Genomic DNA, 17,557 nt, shown 5'->3' on the forward strand with positions numbered 1-17,557 from the left:
TCCATCAGGGACAGAGGCACCGCCTCACTTAAAGTCCGGATGTATGGCTGCAACCTTATCCCGTCTGTGTTTTCACGAATTGAGTGCTTGGCATACTGGGGGCGTCCATGTATGAGCAGGCTTGCCCCGCGCTGGGCTGCGAAGCGGCCCCCATTCCACGCGATGTGGTTTTAGCTGATACACCGAGGCGCCTGGGTTTGGGGCCGCTTCGCAGCCCAACGCAGGGCAAGCCCGCTCACCACAACAAGCCCGCTTTTTGTGGCGCGGCGTGTTTGAGGTGAGCTGATTCGACCTTTCCCCGTTGTCATCCAACCGTCACATCCATCTGCTGTGCTGGCGCCCTTCGCTTCTTTGCCCAAGGACTCGCGGCTATGTTCTCCGTGCTCAAACCCCACCGTTGGAAACTCGCCCTGCTGCTGATTGCCGCCAACCTGGGGCTGATCCTGCACCTGGCTTGTGGCGAGCTCAAAAGCGTCAGCGAATGGGAGTGGCTGGATATCGTCGGCGAAGGCGGTTCGGCGTTACTGGCGCTGGTGTGGCTGGGGCTGGTGCTCAAGAGCCGCCCCGCCGGGCGCGTAAGCAACTATCTGGTGCTGGGCCTGGTGTGCATCTTTTTTTCCTGGTGGATCGACAGCCTCGACGAATTTATCCGCTTGCCCGACAGCATCACCTGGGACCACTGGCTGGAGTCCGGCCCGATGCCGGTGGGCATGATCCTGCTGACTCTCGGCATCTACCACTGGCACCGCGAGCAACTGGCGATCAGCGCGCAGATGGAGAAACGCGAGCGGGTGTTCCGCGAACATCGCTTGTTCGACAAGCTCACGCCCCTGGGCGGTGCCGACTACCTCAAGCGGCAATTGGCCGAGAGCCTGCAGGACAGCCGTGAGCAGGCCCAACCGCTGTCGCTGCTGGCCCTGGATCTGGACAATTTCGCCGCCATCAACCAGGCCTATGGGCATGCCGAAGGCGATGCGGTGCTGCAAGCCCTCAGCCAGTTGCTGTTGCTCAACCTGCGCCGCCAGGACTTGTTGTGCCGCCTGGCCGGCGACCGCTTTGTGGTGCTGCTGCCCAATACCGGCGAGCGTCAGGCCAAAGACATCGCTCTGGAATTGCAGCAAGCGGTGCGTGGCCTGGCCCACAAGACCCGGCAACAAGGCGAGCGCCTGCAATTGGCGGCCTCCACAGCGGTGGTAATGGCCCTGGACGAACCGCCCCACGACCTGCTCAAACGCCTCAACCTGGCGTTGGCCAAGGCCAAGCAGCCCCTGGCGAAAAGTGCCTGACATGGCCATCAACACCCGCTGGTATGAAAGCGACTGCCGCTTTATCCCTGGGCACTATCAACCCGCCACGCTGATCGACCTGGCACTGTCGCGGGGCATCGACAGCCATCGCTTGCTGCGCGGCACCGGGCTTTTCCACGAGGACATCCTGGCCGGCAACGCGCGCCTGAGCCCGCAGCAGTTTCTGGGTTTGATCGGTAACAGCCGCAAGTTGCTCGACGCCGACGACAGCAGCTTTCTGTTCGGCCAACGCCTATTGCCCGGCTACTACGGCGCCGCCAGCCACGCCCTGGGCCATGCGCAAAACCTGCACCAGGCGCTGGAGGTGCTGATCCAGTTGCAGGTGTTGCTCAGCCCGCTGGTGGCGCTGCATCTGGAGTTGGACGAGCACCACGCCTACCTGTATTGGCAGGACAGTTGCGGGGCCGGCGAGCACTGGCGCTTCCTGCTCGAAGCCAGCATGACTTCGCTGGTTGCCATGAGCCAATGGCTCAGCGGCGAGCGCCTGCCCTGGGCGTGCAGCTTCAGCCATGCCGAGCCGCGTTATGTCGAGCAGTACTGGGTAAACCTGGGTGAAAACACGCGCTTTTCACGCCCCCTGGACATGCTGTGCATCCCCCGCCAATACCTGACACATGCCTGGCCCGGCGCCTCGGCCACTGCCGCTCAAGTCGCGCGTCAACAGGCCCATGCACAGATCGACCAGCTCGGCTTTGCCGACAGTTTTCTCGACTGCCTCTACGATTACCTGCGCGATCAGGTGCGCCAGCCACCCAACCTGGAACAGGCGGCGCAGGCGTTCGCCATGAGCCCGGCGACCCTCAAGCGCAAACTGCACAAACACGACACCGGTTTCCAGGAACAGGTCGACCGCGTGCGCAAGCAGGTGGCGTTGCACCTGTATCAGGTCAAGGGTTATAGCAACGATGAGGTGGCGGCCTACCTGAACTTCAACGACGCGGCCAACTTTCGCCGCGCCTTCAAACGCTGGACCGGCAGCACACCGAACCTGATCCGTCAGTTGTTCAACAGCCGCTAGCCAGGCGCTCGCGCAAAAACTCCACCAGCGCCTGCACTGGCCGTGAGCTTTGGCGGTGCTGGGGATACACCGCCGACAAGGTCAGCGCCTCGGGGGCGAACTCATTAAGCACCGTGACCAGGCGCCCGTCCTGCAAGGCATCGCCGACGATAAAGGTGGGCAGGTAGGTAACGCCCAGCCCGGCAATCGCGGTGTCGCGCAGCAAGTCGCCGTTGTTCACGCGCATGCGCCCGCTGACGTTCAGCGCCTGCACCTTGCCCTTGAAGCGCCATTGCACCTGGCGGCCGTGGCCGTACGGCAGGCAGTCGTGGTCGGTCAGGTCCTCGGGTTTCTGCGGCGTGCCGCGCAACGCCAAGTAGTCGGGGCTGGCGCAGTAGACCCGCGCGATGCTGGCGATGCGGCGCGCGATCAACGTGGAATCTTCCAGGGTGCCGATACGCAGCACCAGGTCGTAGCCCTCGCCGATCAGGTCCACGGGGCGGTCGCTGAGGTCGACCTCCACCGTCACCTGCGGATAGCGTTGCAGAAATAACGGCAGCAGACAGCCCAGGTGGGCGATGGCAAACGACAGCGGCGCACTGAGGCGGATGGTGCCGCGCGGCTCGCTGTTCTGCCCGGCAATGCCCTGCTCCACCTGCTCGACTTCACCGAGCAGACGCAACGCGGATTCGTAATAACTCTGCCCCAGGGGCGTGACATCCAACCGACGCGTGGAGCGATTGAGCAAGCGCACGCCCAGGCGGTCTTCCAGTTGGATCAAGCGGCGGCTGACGAACTGCTTGGACAGGCCCAGCTGTTCAGCGGCAGCGGTGAAACTGCCGGACTCCATGACCTGGCAGAACAGGCGCATGTCTTCGAAGGGGTTCATTGTCGCTTCTCGGTGGACATTTGCAGGGCTTTATAACCGGATGATCGCAACACCACAAATCAAATGTGGGAGGGGGCAAGCCCCCTCTCACATCGATGACCTACAGGCGTGAGAACCGGTTACTTGGCGGTGAACGCCGAATAGCTGTTCATCAGGTTGCGGTAGTTGGGGATACGCGGCGACAGCAGGTTGGCCAGGCCTTCCATGTCGTTGCGCCAGTCCACTTGCAGCTCGCAGGCCACGGCGAACCAGTTGACCAGTTGCGCGCCGGCGGCGGTCATGCGTGCCCAGGCGGCTTGTTGCACGGTTTCGTTGAAGGTGCCGGACGCGTCGGTGACCACGAACACCTCAAAGCCTTCGGCCAGAGCGCACAGGGTCGGGAACGCTACGCACACGTCCGTCACCACACCGGCAATAATGATCTGCTTGCGGCCGGTGGCCTTGACCGCTTTGACGAAGTCTTCGTTATCCCAGGCGTTGATCTGGCCAGGTCGAGCGATGTATGGCGCGTCCGGGAACATGGCCTTGAGTTCCGGCACCAACGGGCCGTTAGGGCCGCTTTCGAAGCTGGTGGTGAGGATGGTCGGCAAGTTGAAGAATTTGGCGACATCGGCCAAGGCCAGCACGTTGTTCTTGAACTCGTTGGGGGAGAAATCCTGTACCAGGGAAATCAGGCCGGTCTGGTGATCCACCAACAGCACCACTGCGTCATCTTTGTTCAAGCGCTTGTACGTCATGGGGTTAACTCCTTGGGTTGGGATTAAAAGGCAAAGCACGAGCAGCCGAACGCGCCCCAGAAACCCTGGAAGTCGCTGACCGGCACGCTGGAAAGGCGCGCTTTTTCATGGCTGTGGGCATGCACGCCGCAGGGGCCGCTGCACTGGTGAACCTGGGCCTGCAATGGCGAGCTGGGGCGCCAGTGCCCTGGCACCTTGACCACCGGCGACCAGTCCGGCAGCACCGGCACGCGCGGCGGTGCGTAGTCTTCGAAGTCGCCGGCGCCGTACACCACTTTGCCGCCGACCACGGTCAGCACCGATTCGATCCATTTGATGGCCTCTTCATCGACGCTGAAAAAATCCGCCGACAGCGCGGCGACGTCCGCCAATTGGCCGACTTTGATCTGGCCCTTCTTGCCCTGCTCCGAAGAAAACCAGGCGCTGCCATGGGTGAACAATTCCAGCGCGGTAAGGCGCGGCAGGCCCTCGGCATGCAGTTCCAGACCACCGACAGTGCGGCCGCTGACCATCCAGTACAACGAGGTCCAGGGGTTGTAGCTCGATACGCGGGTGGCGTCGGTGCCGGCGCCGACCGGCACGCCTTCGGCCAGCATGCGTTTGATCGGCGGCGTGGCTTCGGCGGCTTTGGCACCGTAGCGCTCGACGAAATATTCGCCTTGGAACGCCATGCGGTCCTGGATCGCAATACCACCGCCCAGGGCGCGTACGCGCTCGATGTTTTTCGGGGTGATAGTTTCGGCGTGGTCGAAGAACCACGGCAGGCCGTTGAAGGGAATATCCCGATTGACCTTCTCGAACACGTCGAGCATGCGCGAGATCGATTCGTCGTAGGTGGCATGCAAGCGGAACGGCCAGCGCTGCTCCACCAGGTGACGCACCACCGGTTCCAGTTCCTGCTCCATGGTCAGCGGCAGGTCGGGGCGCGGTTCGAGGAAGTCTTCGAAGTCGGCGGCGGAGAACACCAGCATTTCACCGGCGCCGTTGTGGCGCAGGTAGTCGTCGCCCTGGTGCAGGGTGACGCTGCCGGTCCAGTTCTTGAAGTCGCTGAGTTCTTCCTTGGGCTTTTGGGTGAACAGGTTGTAGGCGATGCGCACCGTCAACTGTTGGTCCTTGGCCAGTTGCTCGATCACTGCGTAGTCATCGGGATAGTTCTGGAAACCGCCGCCGGCATCGATGGCGCTGGTCAGACCCAGGCGATTGAGTTCGCGCATGAACTGGCGAGTCGAATTGACCTGGTATTCCAACGGCAGTTTCGGGCCTTTGGCCAGGGTCGAATACAGGATCATCGCATTGGGCCGCGCCACCAGCATGCCGGTGGGGTTACCATTGCTGTCGCGCACGATCTCGCCACCCGGCGGGTTCGGCGTGTCCTTGGTGTAGCCGGCCACGCGCAGAGCCGCGCGGTTAAGCAAGGCGCGGTCGTACAGGTGCAGCACGAACACCGGGGTATCCGGCGCGGCCTGGTTGAGTTCCTCCAGGGTCGGCATGCGCTTTTCGGCGAACTGGAATTCGTTCCAGCCACCGACCACACGCACCCACTGCGGTGTCGGCGTACGGTCGGCCTGATCCTTGAGCATGCGCAAGGCATCGGCCAGGGACGGCACGCCTTCCCAGCGCAGTTCGAGGTTGTAGTTCAGGCCGCCACGAATCAGGTGCAGGTGCGAGTCGTTGAGACCCGGGATAACCGTGCGGCCCTTGAGGTCGATGACCTGGGTCGCGCTGCCACGCAGGGCCATCGCTTCAGCGTCGGTGCCGACCGCAACGAAGCGGCCCTGGTGGATGGCGACGGCGGTCGCACGCGGGTTTTCACGGTCCACGGTGTGGAACTGGCCATTGAACAGGATCAGATCGGCGTTCATAGGGTTTCCTTTACAGAGGCTTCAAGCCAGGGAGCGAACAGGCGCGTGGCGGCCGGCATCATCACGTAGACCACCAGCACCACAATGGTCACGGTGACCAGGAACGTGGACACCACGTAGTTAGAGAGCAAGGGATGCAGGCGCAGCAGCGGGCCCCAGATAATCGGCACCAGTAGGGTCAGCGGCAGGATCACGCACAGCGACACCACCGCCTGTTTCCAGCGCGGCGGCGGCGCGCTGCCGTCGGCCAGGGGGGTGAACCAGAATTCGTTGACGGCGCCGATTTCGGTCTGGTCGCCATCGGCGAGCATCGGCGCGGCTTCGTCGATCAGGGCCTTGCGTTGGGGCGATTCGAGCCAGTGTTGCAGGTCGTCGGTGGAGCGGTAGCGCAGCACGCAGGTAAACAGCGCCAGGCCGTCCTGCTTGCCGCGCACCACGTCGACGCCCAGGTGCCCGGGCCGTTCGCCGGCAATGCGCACGATGCGCCGTAGCCAGGCTTCGTAGTCGGCCTCAAGGCCGGATTTGATGCGGTGTTTGACCACCAGGGTGACGACTTCGTCGGCCCCTGTCTTGGCGGCTGGATCCATGGCGTGCCCCTCTGCTTCCCACTATCAGCGATGAGGGAAGTGTGCCGTGGACCCGCCAAGGAAAATTGCATGTACGTGCTGTGTGGATGGGACGGGCTTACCAGCCTTCTTTCAACATCCGCAGTTCCAGATGCTGCAACAGCATGATGGTCTTGCCATCCACGATCTCGCCACTTTGCACCATCGCCAAGGCTTGTTCGAAACCCAGCTCCAGCACTTCGATGTCTTCGCCCTCTTCTTCAAGGCCACCGCCGCTGCCAACCTGATCGGCCGGCTGGTATTGGCCGATAAAGAAGTGAATCCGCTCGGTCACCGAGCCTGGGCTCATGAATGCCGCGTAGATTTTCTCGACGTGCCCGACGCGATAACCGGTCTCTTCTTCGGCTTCCAGGCGAATGCGTTCTTCGGGGCTGGCGTTGTCGAGCAGGCCGGCCGCCGCTTCGATCAGGTAACCGTGGTAGTCGTTGACGAACGTGGGCATGCGGAACTGGCGAATCAGCAACACCGTGCGTTGCGCGCGGTTGTACAACAGGATAGTGGCGCCATTGCCACGGTCGTACACCTCACGGGTCTGGGCCTGCCAGCTACCGTCGCGGCGGCGCAGATCGAAGCTGTATTTCTTGAGGTTGTACCAGTTGTCCGAAAGGGTCTCTTCGGCGGTGATGCGTACGGGGCTGCTGTCCATGGTCGGGCCTTTGCTCAAAGGAGCAGGAGCATGTCGCGCAGAGAGCGGCAGCGTCAAGCCGCACAACGGTGGTCGAAATAATTCCTGCCGGCACGGGGCTTCTGGTAAAAACCCTGCTTCACCTTTTGACCTGGAACGTTCATGTCGTCTCGTTTGCTGTCTCGCCTGGGCCTGCGCTGGTTTCCCCTGCTGTGCATGGCGTTGTTGATCGTGGGTCTGCCGGTGGGGTGCAGCATCTTGCAGCACAAAGAGCGCGAGCTGGTATTTCGCATCGAGCCGGGTACCGCCAGTTGGTACAGCGGCCTGCCCAAGGCGGTGCAGGAATTCGAACTCAAGCCGGCCAGCTTCAAAGCCGGGCAGAACATCCATGCCTGGTGGTACCCGGCGGCCAGCAAGAATGCGCCGGCGATCCTCTACCTGCATGGCGTGCGCTGGAACCTGACCGGGCAACTGTTTCGCATCGAGCAATTGCATGCCCTGGGCTTTTCGGTGCTGGCCATCGACTACCGGGGCTTCGGCAAAAGTCATGGCGACTTGCCGTCGGAAACCACGGTATACGAAGACGCGCGCATCGCCTGGGAGCGCTTTCAGGTGCTGCAACCCGACCCACAAAAACGCCTGATCTACGGGCATTCCCTCGGCGGCGCGGTGGCCATCGACCTGGCGGCGGAACTGGGTCAGCAATCGCCGGTGCCGGTGCGTGGCCTGGTGATCGAATCCACCTTTACTTCCCTTGCCGATGTGGCCACAGCGGTGGCTAACACCTCGTTGCCGGTGCGCTGGCTACTGTCGCAGAAATTCGATTCCATCGACAAGATCGCCGATATCCGCATGCCGTTGTTGGTGGTGCATGGCCTGGACGACCGCTACGTTCCGCCGCGTTTCAGCCAGCAATTGTTTGCCGCTGCCCAAGAGCCCAAACGCTTGTTGCTGGTGCCCGGTGCCAGCCACAACAACAGCATGAGCCTGGCCGGTCGCATGTATCGCCAGGCGCTCGATCAACTGATGCAATCGAAGGTTCAGACGCAAGCCATCACACACTCCACAAGCCGCGACGGCGACTCGTAAAACGCTTTTCGGCACTGGTTTCGAGCGGGCCTGTCAAGCGCAAACCCTGGCCATGCTGGGCCAAACCTTAAGTTGATCAAATATTGATCTTGGGCGAAATCACCAACCCCGCCGGGGCCCGGCAAAGTTATCCACAGAGATACCCACGGTTTTCGTGGACAACTCTTTTTATTTTTTTACGATTTTTTTGTGCGGCGGGTCGCGCCTTAAATGGGCGCGGCCGCTAAACCGCCCCGATTCCAATCGACGGCTTGGGGCGGTTAAACGAGAGGGTGAAAGTCAAGCATTGCGTTCAACAGGGTCGGCGATTAATCTCGCACAAACCCGCAAAAAAGCGCACAAACATGCAAAACACCCACGCCGCCATCGACCTCCCCTCGTTACGCAAACAAAAGATCCTGTTGCTGCTGGAGCGCGACGGCAAAGTCACCGCAGCCGAACTGGTCGAACACTTTGCGGTGTCCCCGGACACCATCCGCCGCGACCTCGGCGAACTGGCCGCAGCCGGCCTGTTGCAGCGTGTGCACGGTGGCGCCCTGCCCCGGCCTAAAGACACCGGTAAGGATTTTTTTACCCGGGTCGGTGAGACCGATGCGGTTAAGCGGCACCTGGCCCAACTGGCCGCCGAACGCGTCGAGGACGGGCAGATCGTGATGTTCGATTCCGGCTCCACCACGCTGCAGATCGCCCGCTCACTGCCGCTGTCGCTCCGCCTTACGGTGGTGACGGCATCGCCGATGATTGCCATCGCCCTGGCGGACCACCCTGACGTCAAGGTGATCCTCGCCGGGGGCCAACTCAACCCGGCCACCCTCTCCACCCACGGCCACGACACCGTGCGCTTGATCCAAAGCATCAAGGCCGATCTGCTGTTTACCGGGGTCTGCGCGCTGCACCCACAGGTGGGCATGACGTCGCTGCATTTCGACGAAGTGGCGGTCAAGCAAGCCTTGCTCGACAGCGCCTCCCAGGTGGTGGCGGTGACCATGGCCGACAAACTCGGCGCTGTGGAGCCCTTCGTGGTGGCGCCGTGCAGCCGAATCCACAGCCTGATCACCGAGTGGCATGCGCCGGATATCGCGGCGTATGAACAGTTGGGGCTGGAAGTGCTGCGGGTGGATGTCTAGCCACCGCAGCGTGTGTTTGCGCTATGACTTTGCGTGCGCCCTCGCGTAATCAATGGCCAATTGGACCTGGGTGATTTTCTCGGCCTCCTCGTCCGGAATTTCAATTTCGAACTCGTCTTCCAGGGCCATCACCAGTTCCACCGTGTCCAAGGAATCGGCGCCCAAATCGTCCACGAAAGAACTCTCGTTCTTGATGTCGGCTTCAGCAACGCCTAGCTGTTCGGCGACGATTTTCTTCACTCGCTGTTCGATGTCACTCATTTGAATATCCTCACTTGGTGACCTTGGAGCCGAGCGTTTCATTGGGCGCCAGCACACCGGTGGCATGCAGCAAGTTGTTCACGGCATGCAGCACACCGAGGTCTTCAAGGGTCGCAGTTTTGTTCAGGATACGCCGCAGACAGGCATAGATTTTCAGCTCGCCGAAGGCCGCGTCGTCATAGCGCACCCGCTCGTTGAGGATGATGTTGGCTTTTTGGTCGATCTTGATTTGGAGGAACTTCTTCAATTCGGATTTAGTCATGGCCGCTCTCCCGGCTGGGCATGTGTACGCCTTTGACTATATCCATCGGATACAAAGCGGCTACTGTCAGATCTGACAGGTGTATAGATCGATTGGCAATGAACCCAAGCCATTCACCCGTTAGAGCGTGCTAAACCCCGCCAGCTGCTGCTCCAGAAGGTACAGCGCGTCGTCCAGCGCCCGGCCGCTGGCGGTGTTATCGAAGATGCACCAGGTAGGGATGCCTTGCTCGAAGGACTGCACCAACTGCCGGGCATACGCCTGCACCCGTTCGGGGCCATAGGCGCTGTGGTAAATGCGCGGGGAACCGTGCAGGCGCCAATAGCGCACGCCTTGCCAGCCGGCGGGCAGATGGCCGCCCTCAATTGCCGCAGGGTCGGCGGCGACCCGGCCGATATGCAAATCCTGCAACAACCCTTCAGCCTCAAGCCAACTGGCATGCCGCGGTTCCAGCACCACGGCGCCCAGATAGCGTTGGCGCAAGGCGCGGAAAAACACCGCAGCGGTCACGGGCTCGTACGCCAATGAAGGCGGCAATTGCACCAGCAGGCAGCCTAGGGAGTCGCCCAATCGCTGACACTGCGCGAGAAACTCCTCCAGCGCGGTTTCGCAATGCGCCAGTCGCAGCTCATGGGTGATGAGTTTGGGCACTTTCACCGAGAACCGAAAAGTCGACGGTACCGACTGTGCCCAGCGCGCGTAGGTCGCGGGCAAGTGAGCGCGATAAAACGAACTGTTGATTTCCACCGCATTGAAGCGCGAGGCATAGCGCTGCAAATGCGTGCCCTCTGTGACGAATGCCGGCCAGTGTTCGCGCGGCAGGCTCCAGCCTGCGCAGCCGATGTACAAGGGGGCCGCCCAAACAGCAGCCGCGCGGCCGGCGTCGTCAGCCATGGCTTGAATGCTCCGCTCAGTGGCTCAATTTGCGCTCGGCCTTGGCGGCTTGTTCGTTAATCGCATCGGTCTGGCGCTCGGTGTCTTTGATCGAGGTGGGGGTGAGCACCTTGTCAACGGTTTCGGTGTTGGGGTTCGGGCGCTCCAGGGTCTGGCCTTTGACAGGATTGTCGGTGCCTTTTTGCGCCTCTTCGGAGCTGACGGGGGTGGGGGTTTTATCGGCGCTCTTGTGCTCGGTCACGGGGCATTCTCCTAGTAATTGACGCGCCGCCATCACACGGCGGGCTCATTCAGCTGAGCCCTGGGCTTTTCGATAGTTCAAGGAATTTGCCGCGGCCACCGCTGGCGAAAAAAGCACAAAAAAATTTAAACCTTTTGCCCCAGTGCCGGCTCAACACCCAGGTAGCGACATCACGTCATTCACAAGGAGAGACACCATGACTACCAAGCTGATGAAACAAATGGGCCTGACTTTCGCACTGGTTGCCGGTTCGATGTCCGCAGCCTTCGCGGCCACCTCCAACGACTTCGTAGACAAGGCCGCACAGAGCGGCATCACTGAAGTCGAGGCCGGCAAACTGGCCCTGCAAAAAAGCAGCTCGGCCGACGTGAAAACCTTCGCCCAGCACATGGTCGATGACCACACCAAAGCCAACCAGGAACTGATGGCCCTGGCCAAGAAGCATGATCTGGAAGTGCCGGACGACGCCGCACTGATGGACAAGGCCAAGAAAGCCATCCTGGAAATGCGCGATGAGTCCTTCGACAAGGCCTATGCCAACAACCAGGTCAACGCCCACGAAGAAGCCGTGGAACTGTTCAAGAAAGAGTCGACCTCTTCGGACAACGCCGAGCTGAAAGCTTTCGCCACCGAGAAGCTGCCGACCTTGGAAAAACACCTGCAAATGGCCAAAGAGCTGCAAAGCAAGTACGCCAAGTAATTCGCCCGATCACGCCCCTGCGTCAGACGACGCGGGGGCATTCGTGACGCCAATCCCCCCTTCGCACAGGAGACACTCGATCATGAGCACCCACCTCAACGGTAAACACATCCTGATCATCACCTCCAATACCGGTATCGAACGCGACGAACTGGTCAAGCCGCTGGAAGCGTTGCGCGGTTTCGGCGCCAATGTGACCCATGCGTCCAGCAAGGGCGGCACCACCCAGACGTTCGTGGGCGACACCGAAAAGGACAAGACCGTGGAATCCGATGTGCAACTGTCGGACGTGGTCGGCAGCGACTTCGATGCCCTGGTGATTCCCGGTGGCACCGTCAACGCCGACACCCTACGCCAGGACGCGGCCGCGCTGCGCCTGATCAAAGAATTCGCCGATGCCGGCAAAACTATCGCCGCGATCTGCCACGGCCCATGGGCCTTGATCGACGCAGGCGTGATCAAAGGCAAGACCCTCACCTCCTACAAGAGCGTACGCATCGACCTGGAAAACGCCGGTGCCGCCGGCTGGGTGGATGAGCCGGTCAAGCAATGCCAGGCCAATGGCTGGACCTTGATCACCTCGCGCACGCCGGACGATCTGCCGGCGTTCAATGACGCGATTGCCAAGGCACTCGCCGGCTGATCGGCGAACCCGTAAACAAAACAGGCGCCCCGAGGGGCGCCTGTTTGCTGTCTGAGCCATACCTCAGTGTTTACCTTGCTCCGGCATCTCACGCTTGGGCCCGAACATCGCCCAGGCAATCAGCCCCAGCAGCGGCACAAAGATCAGGATGATCAGCCACAACCCCTTGGTCTCCCAGCCACTGGTGCTGCGCAATACGGCGTTGATCGCCCACAGTTCCAACAGCAGTACAACCACCGCCAACCCGATCCAGACATATTCTAATTGCATGTTTCACCTCCTGAGGTCTAAGGCTTAGGTCAACCCATTGCGCTCAGGGTTCCATCGGATTTGCGCAAGTGTCGCAAACAGCGCGCATCAGGCCGGCGTAATGCAACGTAGTGCCTGGGCAACCATGCAAGCTGCACGACAGCAGCATTCGCATAAAACCAATAAGTTATTGATATTTAAATTATTTATTTATAACCAAGAGTTGGTACGGCGGATGCAACACCCCATCGGACGAGGCGCGCATTTCGACGTGCCCGAACCCTATCCGTGAGGTTTCACCATGAATGCCATCGACCTGCTCAAAGCCGACCATGAACGCGTCAAGACACTGCTGACCCAACTGAGCGAATCCACCGAGCGCGGCGTTAAAAAGCGCACTGAGCTGCTGGCCAAGCTCGAAATGGAAATCACCCTGCACACCAAGCTTGAAGAAGAGATTCTCTACCCGGCCTTCCGCAAAGCCGGCGGCAAAGAGCAGGACATCATGTACCACGAAGCCAAGGAAGAGCACCGCACCGTCGACAGCCTGGTTCTGCCCGACCTGAAGAAGACCCAGCCGTCCAGCACTGAGTTTTCCGGCCGCGTCAAAGTGGTCAAGGAACTGCTGGAGCACCACATCGAAGAAGAGGAAACCGAAATGTTCCCCCAAGCCCGCAAGCTGCTGGGCAAGGCACAACTGGAAGAACTCGGTGCCGAAATGGAGGCCATGAAGGCCGCGTATAAAAAAACCATGGCCAAGCCGATGGCGGCTTAACGGCTGGCCGGACCACGGGCCACGCTCCAGCGGCCCGGGGTTTGTGCAATGACATAAGGGGATTGCGTCATGAAGACCACCACGTCCCGAAGGATCGTACTTACCGCTTGCCTGACAGCGCTGCTCGCCGGGCCTGTCTTTGCGGCATTCGGCGACAACAGCGGTGCCGCAGGTTCGGCACTGCCGCCGGGTACTTACCCCAGCAGCCCTTCAGACAGCAGCCAGAAAACCGACAACAGCACGCAGAAACAACCGCCGGCGAAACGAGCCCCCAAACCCAAACCCGCTAAACCCTCCAAAGAGCGCAAAGACACACCTCGCTCAGGCAGCTGATGGTTCGTCCACGGGGGGTGGCTGCGTGGTCACGCCCCAATCGCCATGCTCGTACCAGTCGTCGCCGAGCATCTCGGCGGGGTGCATGGTGCGATCGGCACCGTTGCCACAGGCCAAATCAGTGGCGGCGCAGTAACGGTCGCAGCCCCAGCAGATTCGCTCAGGGTGCTTAGGGTGCAACGGAAACGGCTTGGCCATGACGAGTTCCTTATCAACGCGCGGTAGCCTCACCGTAACGTGTGAGGTGGCGGCTAACCTTGACCGGCATCAAGCATGGCCAAGATGAAATATCCTCGAAACTTGACAAGAATCATTATTATCTGCGCCGCACCTTCCTAGACTCGGGCCCTCTCCCCTCACCCGTCAGGAAGTTTTCATGCGAACCCTCTCTCTGCTGCCGCTGGCCCTGCTGCTGTCCACCTCTGCCGCACTGGCCAAGGAATACCCGATTGGCGAATCGCAACAGTGCCCAGGGTTGGAAATCGGCGCCGTGTACCTGCAACCGATCGAAATGGCGCCTACCGGCATGATGCGCGCCACCGCCGACTCCGACGTGCACCTGGAGGCCGATGTGCGCGCCACGGCGGACAACGCCCAAGGCTTTCAGGAAGGCAGTTTCGTGCCATACCTGAACCTATCTTTCACCTTGAAAAAACAAGGCAGCGACACGCCGATCAGCGGCGACTTTCACGCCATGGTTGCCAATGACGGCCCGCACTACGGCGATAACGTCAAGCTACAAGGCCCCGGCAAATACACCCTCACCTTCAGCGTGCTGCCGCCCACCGGCCCTCATTCGTTGGGCCGCCACACCGACAAGGAAACCGGGGTTGCGCCGTGGTTCGAGCGTTGCGAAGTGCACTACGAATTCGTCTACGCCGGCATCGGCAAGAAAGGCGGTTATTGATGCGCCGCGCCTTGCTGCTGGGTGGCCTGCTGCTCGGCGGCGCGGCCGCCGCGGCGCCGTTGCCCACCTATGAGTTGAGCTTGCGCGATGGGCACTTCACGCCGCCGCAACTGGTGGTCAAGGCCGGTGAACGCTTCAAGATCGTGCTCACCAATGCCGGCCAGGGCCCGGCCGAATTCGAAAGCACGCCGTTGCGCGTGGAGAAGGTGTTATCGCCCGGCGTCACCACCTTTGTGGTGATCCACCCGCTCAAACCCGGCGAATACCCGTTCTTCGACGAGTTCAACCCACAGCTGCCCGAAGGCAGCCTCCTCGCTCAATAACCGCAGGAGCCGTTGATGAATCAAGCGATGTTCATTGTGTGGCGCGAAAGCGTCGAAGCGCTGCTGGTGATCGGCATCCTGCAAGCCTGGATTAGCCAGCAGGCCGGCCGCTCGGGCCTGGCACGCTTTCTGTGGGCCGGGGTGCTGCTCGGTCTGTTGTGCTCGACGGGCCTGGCCGGGTTGATGCTGTGGGCCGCAGAAACCATGACCGGCGCCGAAGGCGGATGGCTGCAAGCGCTGCTGACCTTGGTCGCCAGCGCTCTGATGGTGCAGATGGTGTTCTGGATGCATCGCCACGGCCCCACCCTTCGCCACAGCCTGGTACGCGACGCCGACCAGCGCCTGGCACGCCAGGGCGGCTGGGGCTTGTTGCTGCTGGCGTTGCTGGCGGTGAGCCGCGAGGGCAGCGAAACCGTAGTGTTCCTGTATGGCGCCGGCGCGCGTTTGCACGACACGGCCCTGAGCCTGTTCGCCATTGGCGGCGTGCTCGGCCTGGTGCTGGCCGGTCTCACGGTGCTGCTGTTGCGCAGCAGCCGCCGCGTACTGTCGTGGGCGCACTTTTTCGCCCTCAGCGAAGCCTTGCTGTTGCTGCTGGGCGGCGCGTTGCTGGTGGCCGCCGTGGACCGTATCAGCGGGCAGCTGCTGGCAATGGACCTGCCGGACTGGGTCTACACGGCCTTCGGTGAGAGCCGCTGGGACAGCAGCGCACTGCTCAGCGACAGCCATGGCGTGGGCGCCCTGCTCGCCGATTTCGCCGGCTACCGCGCCGCGCCCAGCCTGATCACCCTGGTGGCGCTGCTCGGCTACTGGCTGTGGGTGAGCCACGGCCTGCGCCGGTCGCGGCACACGGTATGAGCTGGCTGGCCCGCCTGGGCGATAGCATGCGCCGCCATGCGCGGCTGATCCGTGCGCTGCAATGGGCGGTGGTCGTGGTCTACGCGCTGCTGCTGGTGGTGCCGGCGCTGCTGCCGCTGCCCGACACTCAGGCGCACCTGGTGAATAACCTGACGCTGCTGGCGCAATTTATGTTCTGGGGTGTGTGGTGGCCGTTCGTGTTGCTGTCGATGGTGCTGTTCGGGCGCCTGTGGTGCGGCGTGCTGTGCCCGGAAGGCGCTCTAAGCGAATGGGCCAGCCAGCACGGACGCGGCCTGGGCATTCCGCGCTGGCTGCGCTGGGGCGGCTGGCCCACCGTGGGCTTTTGCCTGACCACCCTGTACGGTCAATTGATCAGCGTATACGACTACGCCCAGGCAGCATTGCTGATTCTTGGCGGCTCCACCGTAGCGGCCGTCGTGGTGGGCCTTTTGTTCGTGCGCGGCAAACGTGTGTGGTGTCGCTACCTGTGCCCGGTCAGCGGCGTCTTCGCCCTGCTGGCGCGCTTGGCGCCGGTGCGCTTTGCGGTGGACGAGCAACGCTGGAAGGCCAACACCGCGCCGCGCCTGCCCCTGCCCAACTGCGCGCCGCTGCTGGACATTCGCCGCCTGCAAGGCGCCAGCGAGTGCCACGCGTGCGGGCGTTGCAGTGGGCAACGCGGCGCCGTGCAACTGATCGCCCGCTCGTGCAACGAGGAAATCCTCAAGGCCCGTCATCAAACTGCCTCGGTATGGGACGCGCGCCTGCTGCTGTTCGGCGTGATCGGCCTGGCCATGGGCGCGTTTCAATGGACCGTCAGCCCGTGGTTTATCGCCCTCAAACAACACCTGGCCGAATGGCTGGTGGTACACGATTGGCTATGGCCACTGCAAGACACCGCGCCATGGTGGCTGCTGACCCACTACCCGCAGCTCAACGACAGTTTCAGTTGGCTGGATGGGATGTGCATCGTGCTGTACCTGGGCGCCAGCTCACTGCTGCTGGGCGGCGCATGCTGGGTGCTGATGAAGTTCAGCGCACGTGTGGCGGGCGACCGCGCACTGTTTCGGCCACTTGCCCTGACGCTGACGCCACTCGGTGGTGCGGGGTTGTTCCTCGGCTTATCGGCGACCACGGTGAAGTTATTGCGCTACGAAGGGTTGGTATTGGCCTGGGTGCAAACGGCACGCGGGGCCCTGTTGGTGGCGGCTGTTGGATGGTGTATCTGGTTGGGATGGCGGCAACTGAGCGGCCTACCGCGCAAGGCACGGATGGCGGCATGGATGGGTGTCTTGATGGCAGCCGGCTTGGTCGCAGGCGCATGGTGGTTACAGTTCTGGGGCTGGGCTTGACCGCGACTTGCCTGATGCACGGCGGTCCATTGTGGGAAAATGACGGCGGGTCAGCAACAGATGCGTCGACTGACACTCCCACATCGGGGGCAAGCCCCCTCCCACCTTTGATAGTCATTGCCTGGGCCAGGTCATACGGCGCACTGCCGCACAGTTCACGGCATGCCGGTCCAAACAGCTTCCCAAGTATTAACTGAAAAAACCGGCTCAAACTGTGGGAGGGGGCTTGCCCCCGATGGCGACCGGTCAGCAACACATGCATCAACTGACACGCCCACATCGGGGGCAAGCCCCCTCCCACCTTTGATTGCATTGCCTGGGCTGGATCATACGGCGCACTGCCGCGCAGTTCGCGACAGGCCCGATCCAAACGGCTTCCCCAGTATTAACTGCAAAAACTCGCTCAAACTGTGGGAGGGGGCTTGCCCCCGATGGCGGCGGAACAGCAACACATGTGTCAACTGACACGCCCACATCGGGGGCAAGCCCCCTCCCACCTTTGATTG

Annotated in this window: 23 protein-coding genes; 12 read left to right on the forward strand and 11 right to left on the reverse strand. The window is 61.8% G+C overall.

The window, feature by feature from the left end; translation table 11 throughout:
* The first annotated feature begins 371 nt into the window (after positions 1-371).
* Both FIV35_RS17960 and FIV35_RS17965 read left to right on the forward strand, forming a co-directional pair.
* Positions 372-1,286 (forward strand): GGDEF domain-containing protein, encoded by a 915-nt coding sequence (locus FIV35_RS17960; RefSeq protein ID WP_034138438.1) that lies wholly within the window; start codon positions 372-374, stop codon positions 1,284-1,286.
* Between the two features lies 1 nt (position 1,287).
* Positions 1,288-2,325, forward strand: a complete 1,038-nt coding sequence (locus tag FIV35_RS17965) for an AraC family transcriptional regulator (protein WP_034138439.1) — start codon at positions 1,288-1,290, stop codon at positions 2,323-2,325.
* Here the strand turns inward: FIV35_RS17965 and FIV35_RS17970 are convergent.
* From FIV35_RS17970 to FIV35_RS17990, 5 genes are all read right to left on the reverse strand, one after another.
* Positions 2,312-3,193 carry a LysR family transcriptional regulator gene (locus tag FIV35_RS17970; protein WP_034138440.1) on the reverse strand — a complete coding sequence of 294 codons (882 nt, stop codon included), beginning with the start codon at positions 3,191-3,193 and terminating at the stop codon, positions 2,312-2,314. The two genes, FIV35_RS17965 and FIV35_RS17970, sit on opposite strands and share 14 nt — an antisense overlap.
* A gap of 119 nt (positions 3,194-3,312) precedes the next feature.
* The gene (gene ycaC, locus FIV35_RS17975; protein ID WP_034098396.1) at positions 3,313-3,930 is read right to left on the reverse strand and encodes an isochorismate family cysteine hydrolase YcaC; all 618 of its coding nucleotides are present in this window, start codon (positions 3,928-3,930) and stop codon (positions 3,313-3,315) included.
* Between the two features lie 23 nt (positions 3,931-3,953).
* Positions 3,954-5,792: an amidohydrolase gene (locus tag FIV35_RS17980; RefSeq protein WP_034138441.1), complete on the reverse strand. Its 1,839-nt coding sequence runs from the start codon at positions 5,790-5,792 to the stop codon at positions 3,954-3,956.
* The gene (locus FIV35_RS17985) at positions 5,789-6,379 is read right to left on the reverse strand and encodes an antibiotic biosynthesis monooxygenase (RefSeq protein ID WP_034098399.1); all 591 of its coding nucleotides are present in this window, start codon (positions 6,377-6,379) and stop codon (positions 5,789-5,791) included. Before FIV35_RS17985 ends, FIV35_RS17980 begins: the two co-directional genes overlap by 4 nt.
* Positions 6,380-6,476: 97 nt before the next feature.
* A complete protein-coding gene (locus FIV35_RS17990; RefSeq protein ID WP_034098401.1) occupies positions 6,477-7,064 on the reverse strand; it encodes an NUDIX domain-containing protein in 588 nt (195 codons plus the stop codon).
* Positions 7,065-7,205: 141 nt separating this feature from the next.
* Here FIV35_RS17990 and FIV35_RS17995 point away from each other — a divergent pair, with 141 nt between their 5' ends.
* Together FIV35_RS17995 and FIV35_RS18000 are read left to right on the forward strand one after the other, a co-directional pair.
* On the forward strand, positions 7,206-8,132 hold the full coding sequence (locus FIV35_RS17995; RefSeq protein WP_034138442.1) for an alpha/beta hydrolase: 927 nt from the start codon (positions 7,206-7,208) through the stop codon (positions 8,130-8,132).
* A 344-nt stretch (positions 8,133-8,476) separates the two neighbouring features.
* Positions 8,477-9,259 (forward strand): DeoR/GlpR family DNA-binding transcription regulator, encoded by a 783-nt coding sequence (locus FIV35_RS18000; protein WP_034098405.1) that lies wholly within the window; start codon positions 8,477-8,479, stop codon positions 9,257-9,259.
* 21 nt (positions 9,260-9,280) lie between these two features.
* Here the strand turns inward: FIV35_RS18000 and acpP are convergent, their stop codons facing one another.
* The 4 genes from acpP to FIV35_RS18020 all read right to left on the reverse strand — a co-directional run bounded on the left by acpP (position 9,281) and on the right by FIV35_RS18020 (position 10,917).
* Entirely contained in the window at positions 9,281-9,520 is a 240-nt protein-coding gene (gene acpP, locus FIV35_RS18005) for an acyl carrier protein (RefSeq protein ID WP_034138443.1), read from the reverse strand.
* Positions 9,521-9,530: 10 nt separating this feature from the next.
* Complete coding sequence (locus FIV35_RS18010; RefSeq protein ID WP_034098407.1) at positions 9,531-9,782, reverse strand: hypothetical protein; 252 nt, start codon at positions 9,780-9,782, stop codon at positions 9,531-9,533.
* 120 nt (positions 9,783-9,902) lie between these two features.
* Positions 9,903-10,676 carry a DUF72 domain-containing protein gene (locus tag FIV35_RS18015; RefSeq protein WP_052198967.1) on the reverse strand — a complete coding sequence of 258 codons (774 nt, stop codon included), beginning with the start codon at positions 10,674-10,676 and terminating at the stop codon, positions 9,903-9,905.
* A gap of 16 nt (positions 10,677-10,692) precedes the next feature.
* The gene (locus FIV35_RS18020) at positions 10,693-10,917 is read right to left on the reverse strand and encodes a hypothetical protein (RefSeq protein ID WP_034098408.1); all 225 of its coding nucleotides are present in this window, start codon (positions 10,915-10,917) and stop codon (positions 10,693-10,695) included.
* A gap of 196 nt (positions 10,918-11,113) precedes the next feature.
* Between FIV35_RS18020 and FIV35_RS18025 the strand changes: the two genes are divergently transcribed.
* Both FIV35_RS18025 and FIV35_RS18030 read left to right on the forward strand, forming a co-directional pair.
* Positions 11,114-11,617: a DUF4142 domain-containing protein gene (locus FIV35_RS18025; protein WP_034098409.1), complete on the forward strand. Its 504-nt coding sequence runs from the start codon at positions 11,114-11,116 to the stop codon at positions 11,615-11,617.
* An 82-nt stretch (positions 11,618-11,699) separates the two neighbouring features.
* On the forward strand, positions 11,700-12,260 hold the full coding sequence (locus FIV35_RS18030; protein WP_034114026.1) for a type 1 glutamine amidotransferase domain-containing protein: 561 nt from the start codon (positions 11,700-11,702) through the stop codon (positions 12,258-12,260).
* 63 nt (positions 12,261-12,323) lie between these two features.
* Here FIV35_RS18030 and FIV35_RS18035 read toward each other — a convergent pair whose 3' ends face one another.
* Complete coding sequence (locus FIV35_RS18035) at positions 12,324-12,530, reverse strand: PLD nuclease N-terminal domain-containing protein (protein ID WP_034098413.1); 207 nt, start codon at positions 12,528-12,530, stop codon at positions 12,324-12,326.
* A gap of 280 nt (positions 12,531-12,810) precedes the next feature.
* Between FIV35_RS18035 and FIV35_RS18040 the strand changes: the two genes are divergently transcribed.
* On the forward strand, positions 12,811-13,284 hold the full coding sequence (locus FIV35_RS18040; RefSeq protein ID WP_034138444.1) for a PA2171 family ribosome-binding persister protein: 474 nt from the start codon (positions 12,811-12,813) through the stop codon (positions 13,282-13,284).
* A 69-nt stretch (positions 13,285-13,353) separates the two neighbouring features.
* Positions 13,354-13,617, forward strand: a complete 264-nt coding sequence (locus FIV35_RS18045) for a hypothetical protein (RefSeq protein WP_080761448.1) — start codon at positions 13,354-13,356, stop codon at positions 13,615-13,617.
* Here FIV35_RS18045 and FIV35_RS18050 read toward each other — a convergent pair.
* Entirely contained in the window at positions 13,606-13,815 is a 210-nt protein-coding gene (locus FIV35_RS18050) for a DUF3079 domain-containing protein (protein ID WP_034098416.1), read from the reverse strand. The two genes, FIV35_RS18045 and FIV35_RS18050, sit on opposite strands and share 12 nt — an antisense overlap.
* A gap of 178 nt (positions 13,816-13,993) precedes the next feature.
* On the opposite strand from FIV35_RS18050, the gene FIV35_RS18055 reads away from it, so the two are divergent.
* The 4 genes from FIV35_RS18055 to FIV35_RS18070 are packed head-to-tail and all read left to right on the forward strand — an operon-like array spanning position 13,994 to position 17,051.
* The gene (locus tag FIV35_RS18055; protein WP_034138445.1) at positions 13,994-14,524 is read left to right on the forward strand and encodes an iron transporter; all 531 of its coding nucleotides are present in this window, start codon (positions 13,994-13,996) and stop codon (positions 14,522-14,524) included.
* Positions 14,524-14,847, forward strand: coding sequence for a cupredoxin domain-containing protein (locus FIV35_RS18060; protein WP_034138446.1), 324 nt, complete (start codon positions 14,524-14,526; stop codon positions 14,845-14,847). Before FIV35_RS18055 ends, FIV35_RS18060 begins: the two co-directional genes overlap by 1 nt.
* 15 nt (positions 14,848-14,862) lie before the next feature.
* Positions 14,863-15,702, forward strand: coding sequence for an FTR1 family iron permease (locus tag FIV35_RS18065; protein WP_034138447.1), 840 nt, complete (start codon positions 14,863-14,865; stop codon positions 15,700-15,702).
* The gene (locus FIV35_RS18070) at positions 15,699-17,051 is read left to right on the forward strand and encodes a 4Fe-4S binding protein (RefSeq protein ID WP_034138448.1); all 1,353 of its coding nucleotides are present in this window, start codon (positions 15,699-15,701) and stop codon (positions 17,049-17,051) included. Before FIV35_RS18065 ends, FIV35_RS18070 begins: the two co-directional genes overlap by 4 nt.
* The last annotated feature ends 506 nt before the right edge of the window (positions 17,052-17,557 follow it).

This window comes from Pseudomonas rhodesiae, assembly GCF_007858255.1.
Taxonomy (GTDB): Bacteria; Pseudomonadota; Gammaproteobacteria; order Pseudomonadales; family Pseudomonadaceae; genus Aquipseudomonas; species Aquipseudomonas rhodesiae.

Bases quoted from the DNA above. Each gene is read 5' to 3' on its own strand.
- FIV35_RS17960 (WP_034138438.1), top strand. From the start codon at position 372: ATGTTCTCCGTGCTCAAACCCCACCGTTGGAAACTCGCCCTGCTGCTG.
- FIV35_RS17965 (WP_034138439.1), top strand. From the start codon at position 1,288: ATGGCCATCAACACCCGCTGGTATGAAAGCGACTGCCGCTTTATCCCT.
- FIV35_RS17970 (WP_034138440.1), bottom strand. From the start codon at position 3,193: ATGAACCCCTTCGAAGACATGCGCCTGTTCTGCCAGGTCATGGAGTCC.
- ycaC (WP_034098396.1), bottom strand. From the start codon at position 3,930: ATGACGTACAAGCGCTTGAACAAAGATGACGCAGTGGTGCTGTTGGTG.
- FIV35_RS17980 (WP_034138441.1), bottom strand. From the start codon at position 5,792: ATGAACGCCGATCTGATCCTGTTCAATGGCCAGTTCCACACCGTGGAC.
- FIV35_RS17985 (WP_034098399.1), bottom strand. From the start codon at position 6,379: ATGGATCCAGCCGCCAAGACAGGGGCCGACGAAGTCGTCACCCTGGTG.
- FIV35_RS17990 (WP_034098401.1), bottom strand. From the start codon at position 7,064: ATGGACAGCAGCCCCGTACGCATCACCGCCGAAGAGACCCTTTCGGAC.
- FIV35_RS17995 (WP_034138442.1), top strand. From the start codon at position 7,206: ATGTCGTCTCGTTTGCTGTCTCGCCTGGGCCTGCGCTGGTTTCCCCTG.
- FIV35_RS18000 (WP_034098405.1), top strand. From the start codon at position 8,477: ATGCAAAACACCCACGCCGCCATCGACCTCCCCTCGTTACGCAAACAA.
- acpP (WP_034138443.1), bottom strand. From the start codon at position 9,520: ATGAGTGACATCGAACAGCGAGTGAAGAAAATCGTCGCCGAACAGCTA.
- FIV35_RS18010 (WP_034098407.1), bottom strand. From the start codon at position 9,782: ATGACTAAATCCGAATTGAAGAAGTTCCTCCAAATCAAGATCGACCAA.
- FIV35_RS18015 (WP_052198967.1), bottom strand. From the start codon at position 10,676: ATGGCTGACGACGCCGGCCGCGCGGCTGCTGTTTGGGCGGCCCCCTTG.
- FIV35_RS18025 (WP_034098409.1), top strand. From the start codon at position 11,114: ATGACTACCAAGCTGATGAAACAAATGGGCCTGACTTTCGCACTGGTT.
- FIV35_RS18030 (WP_034114026.1), top strand. From the start codon at position 11,700: ATGAGCACCCACCTCAACGGTAAACACATCCTGATCATCACCTCCAAT.
- FIV35_RS18035 (WP_034098413.1), bottom strand. From the start codon at position 12,530: ATGCAATTAGAATATGTCTGGATCGGGTTGGCGGTGGTTGTACTGCTG.
- FIV35_RS18040 (WP_034138444.1), top strand. From the start codon at position 12,811: ATGAATGCCATCGACCTGCTCAAAGCCGACCATGAACGCGTCAAGACA.
- FIV35_RS18045 (WP_080761448.1), top strand. From the start codon at position 13,354: ATGAAGACCACCACGTCCCGAAGGATCGTACTTACCGCTTGCCTGACA.
- FIV35_RS18050 (WP_034098416.1), bottom strand. From the start codon at position 13,815: ATGGCCAAGCCGTTTCCGTTGCACCCTAAGCACCCTGAGCGAATCTGC.
- FIV35_RS18055 (WP_034138445.1), top strand. From the start codon at position 13,994: ATGCGAACCCTCTCTCTGCTGCCGCTGGCCCTGCTGCTGTCCACCTCT.
- FIV35_RS18060 (WP_034138446.1), top strand. From the start codon at position 14,524: ATGCGCCGCGCCTTGCTGCTGGGTGGCCTGCTGCTCGGCGGCGCGGCC.
- FIV35_RS18065 (WP_034138447.1), top strand. From the start codon at position 14,863: ATGAATCAAGCGATGTTCATTGTGTGGCGCGAAAGCGTCGAAGCGCTG.
- FIV35_RS18070 (WP_034138448.1), top strand. From the start codon at position 15,699: ATGAGCTGGCTGGCCCGCCTGGGCGATAGCATGCGCCGCCATGCGCGG.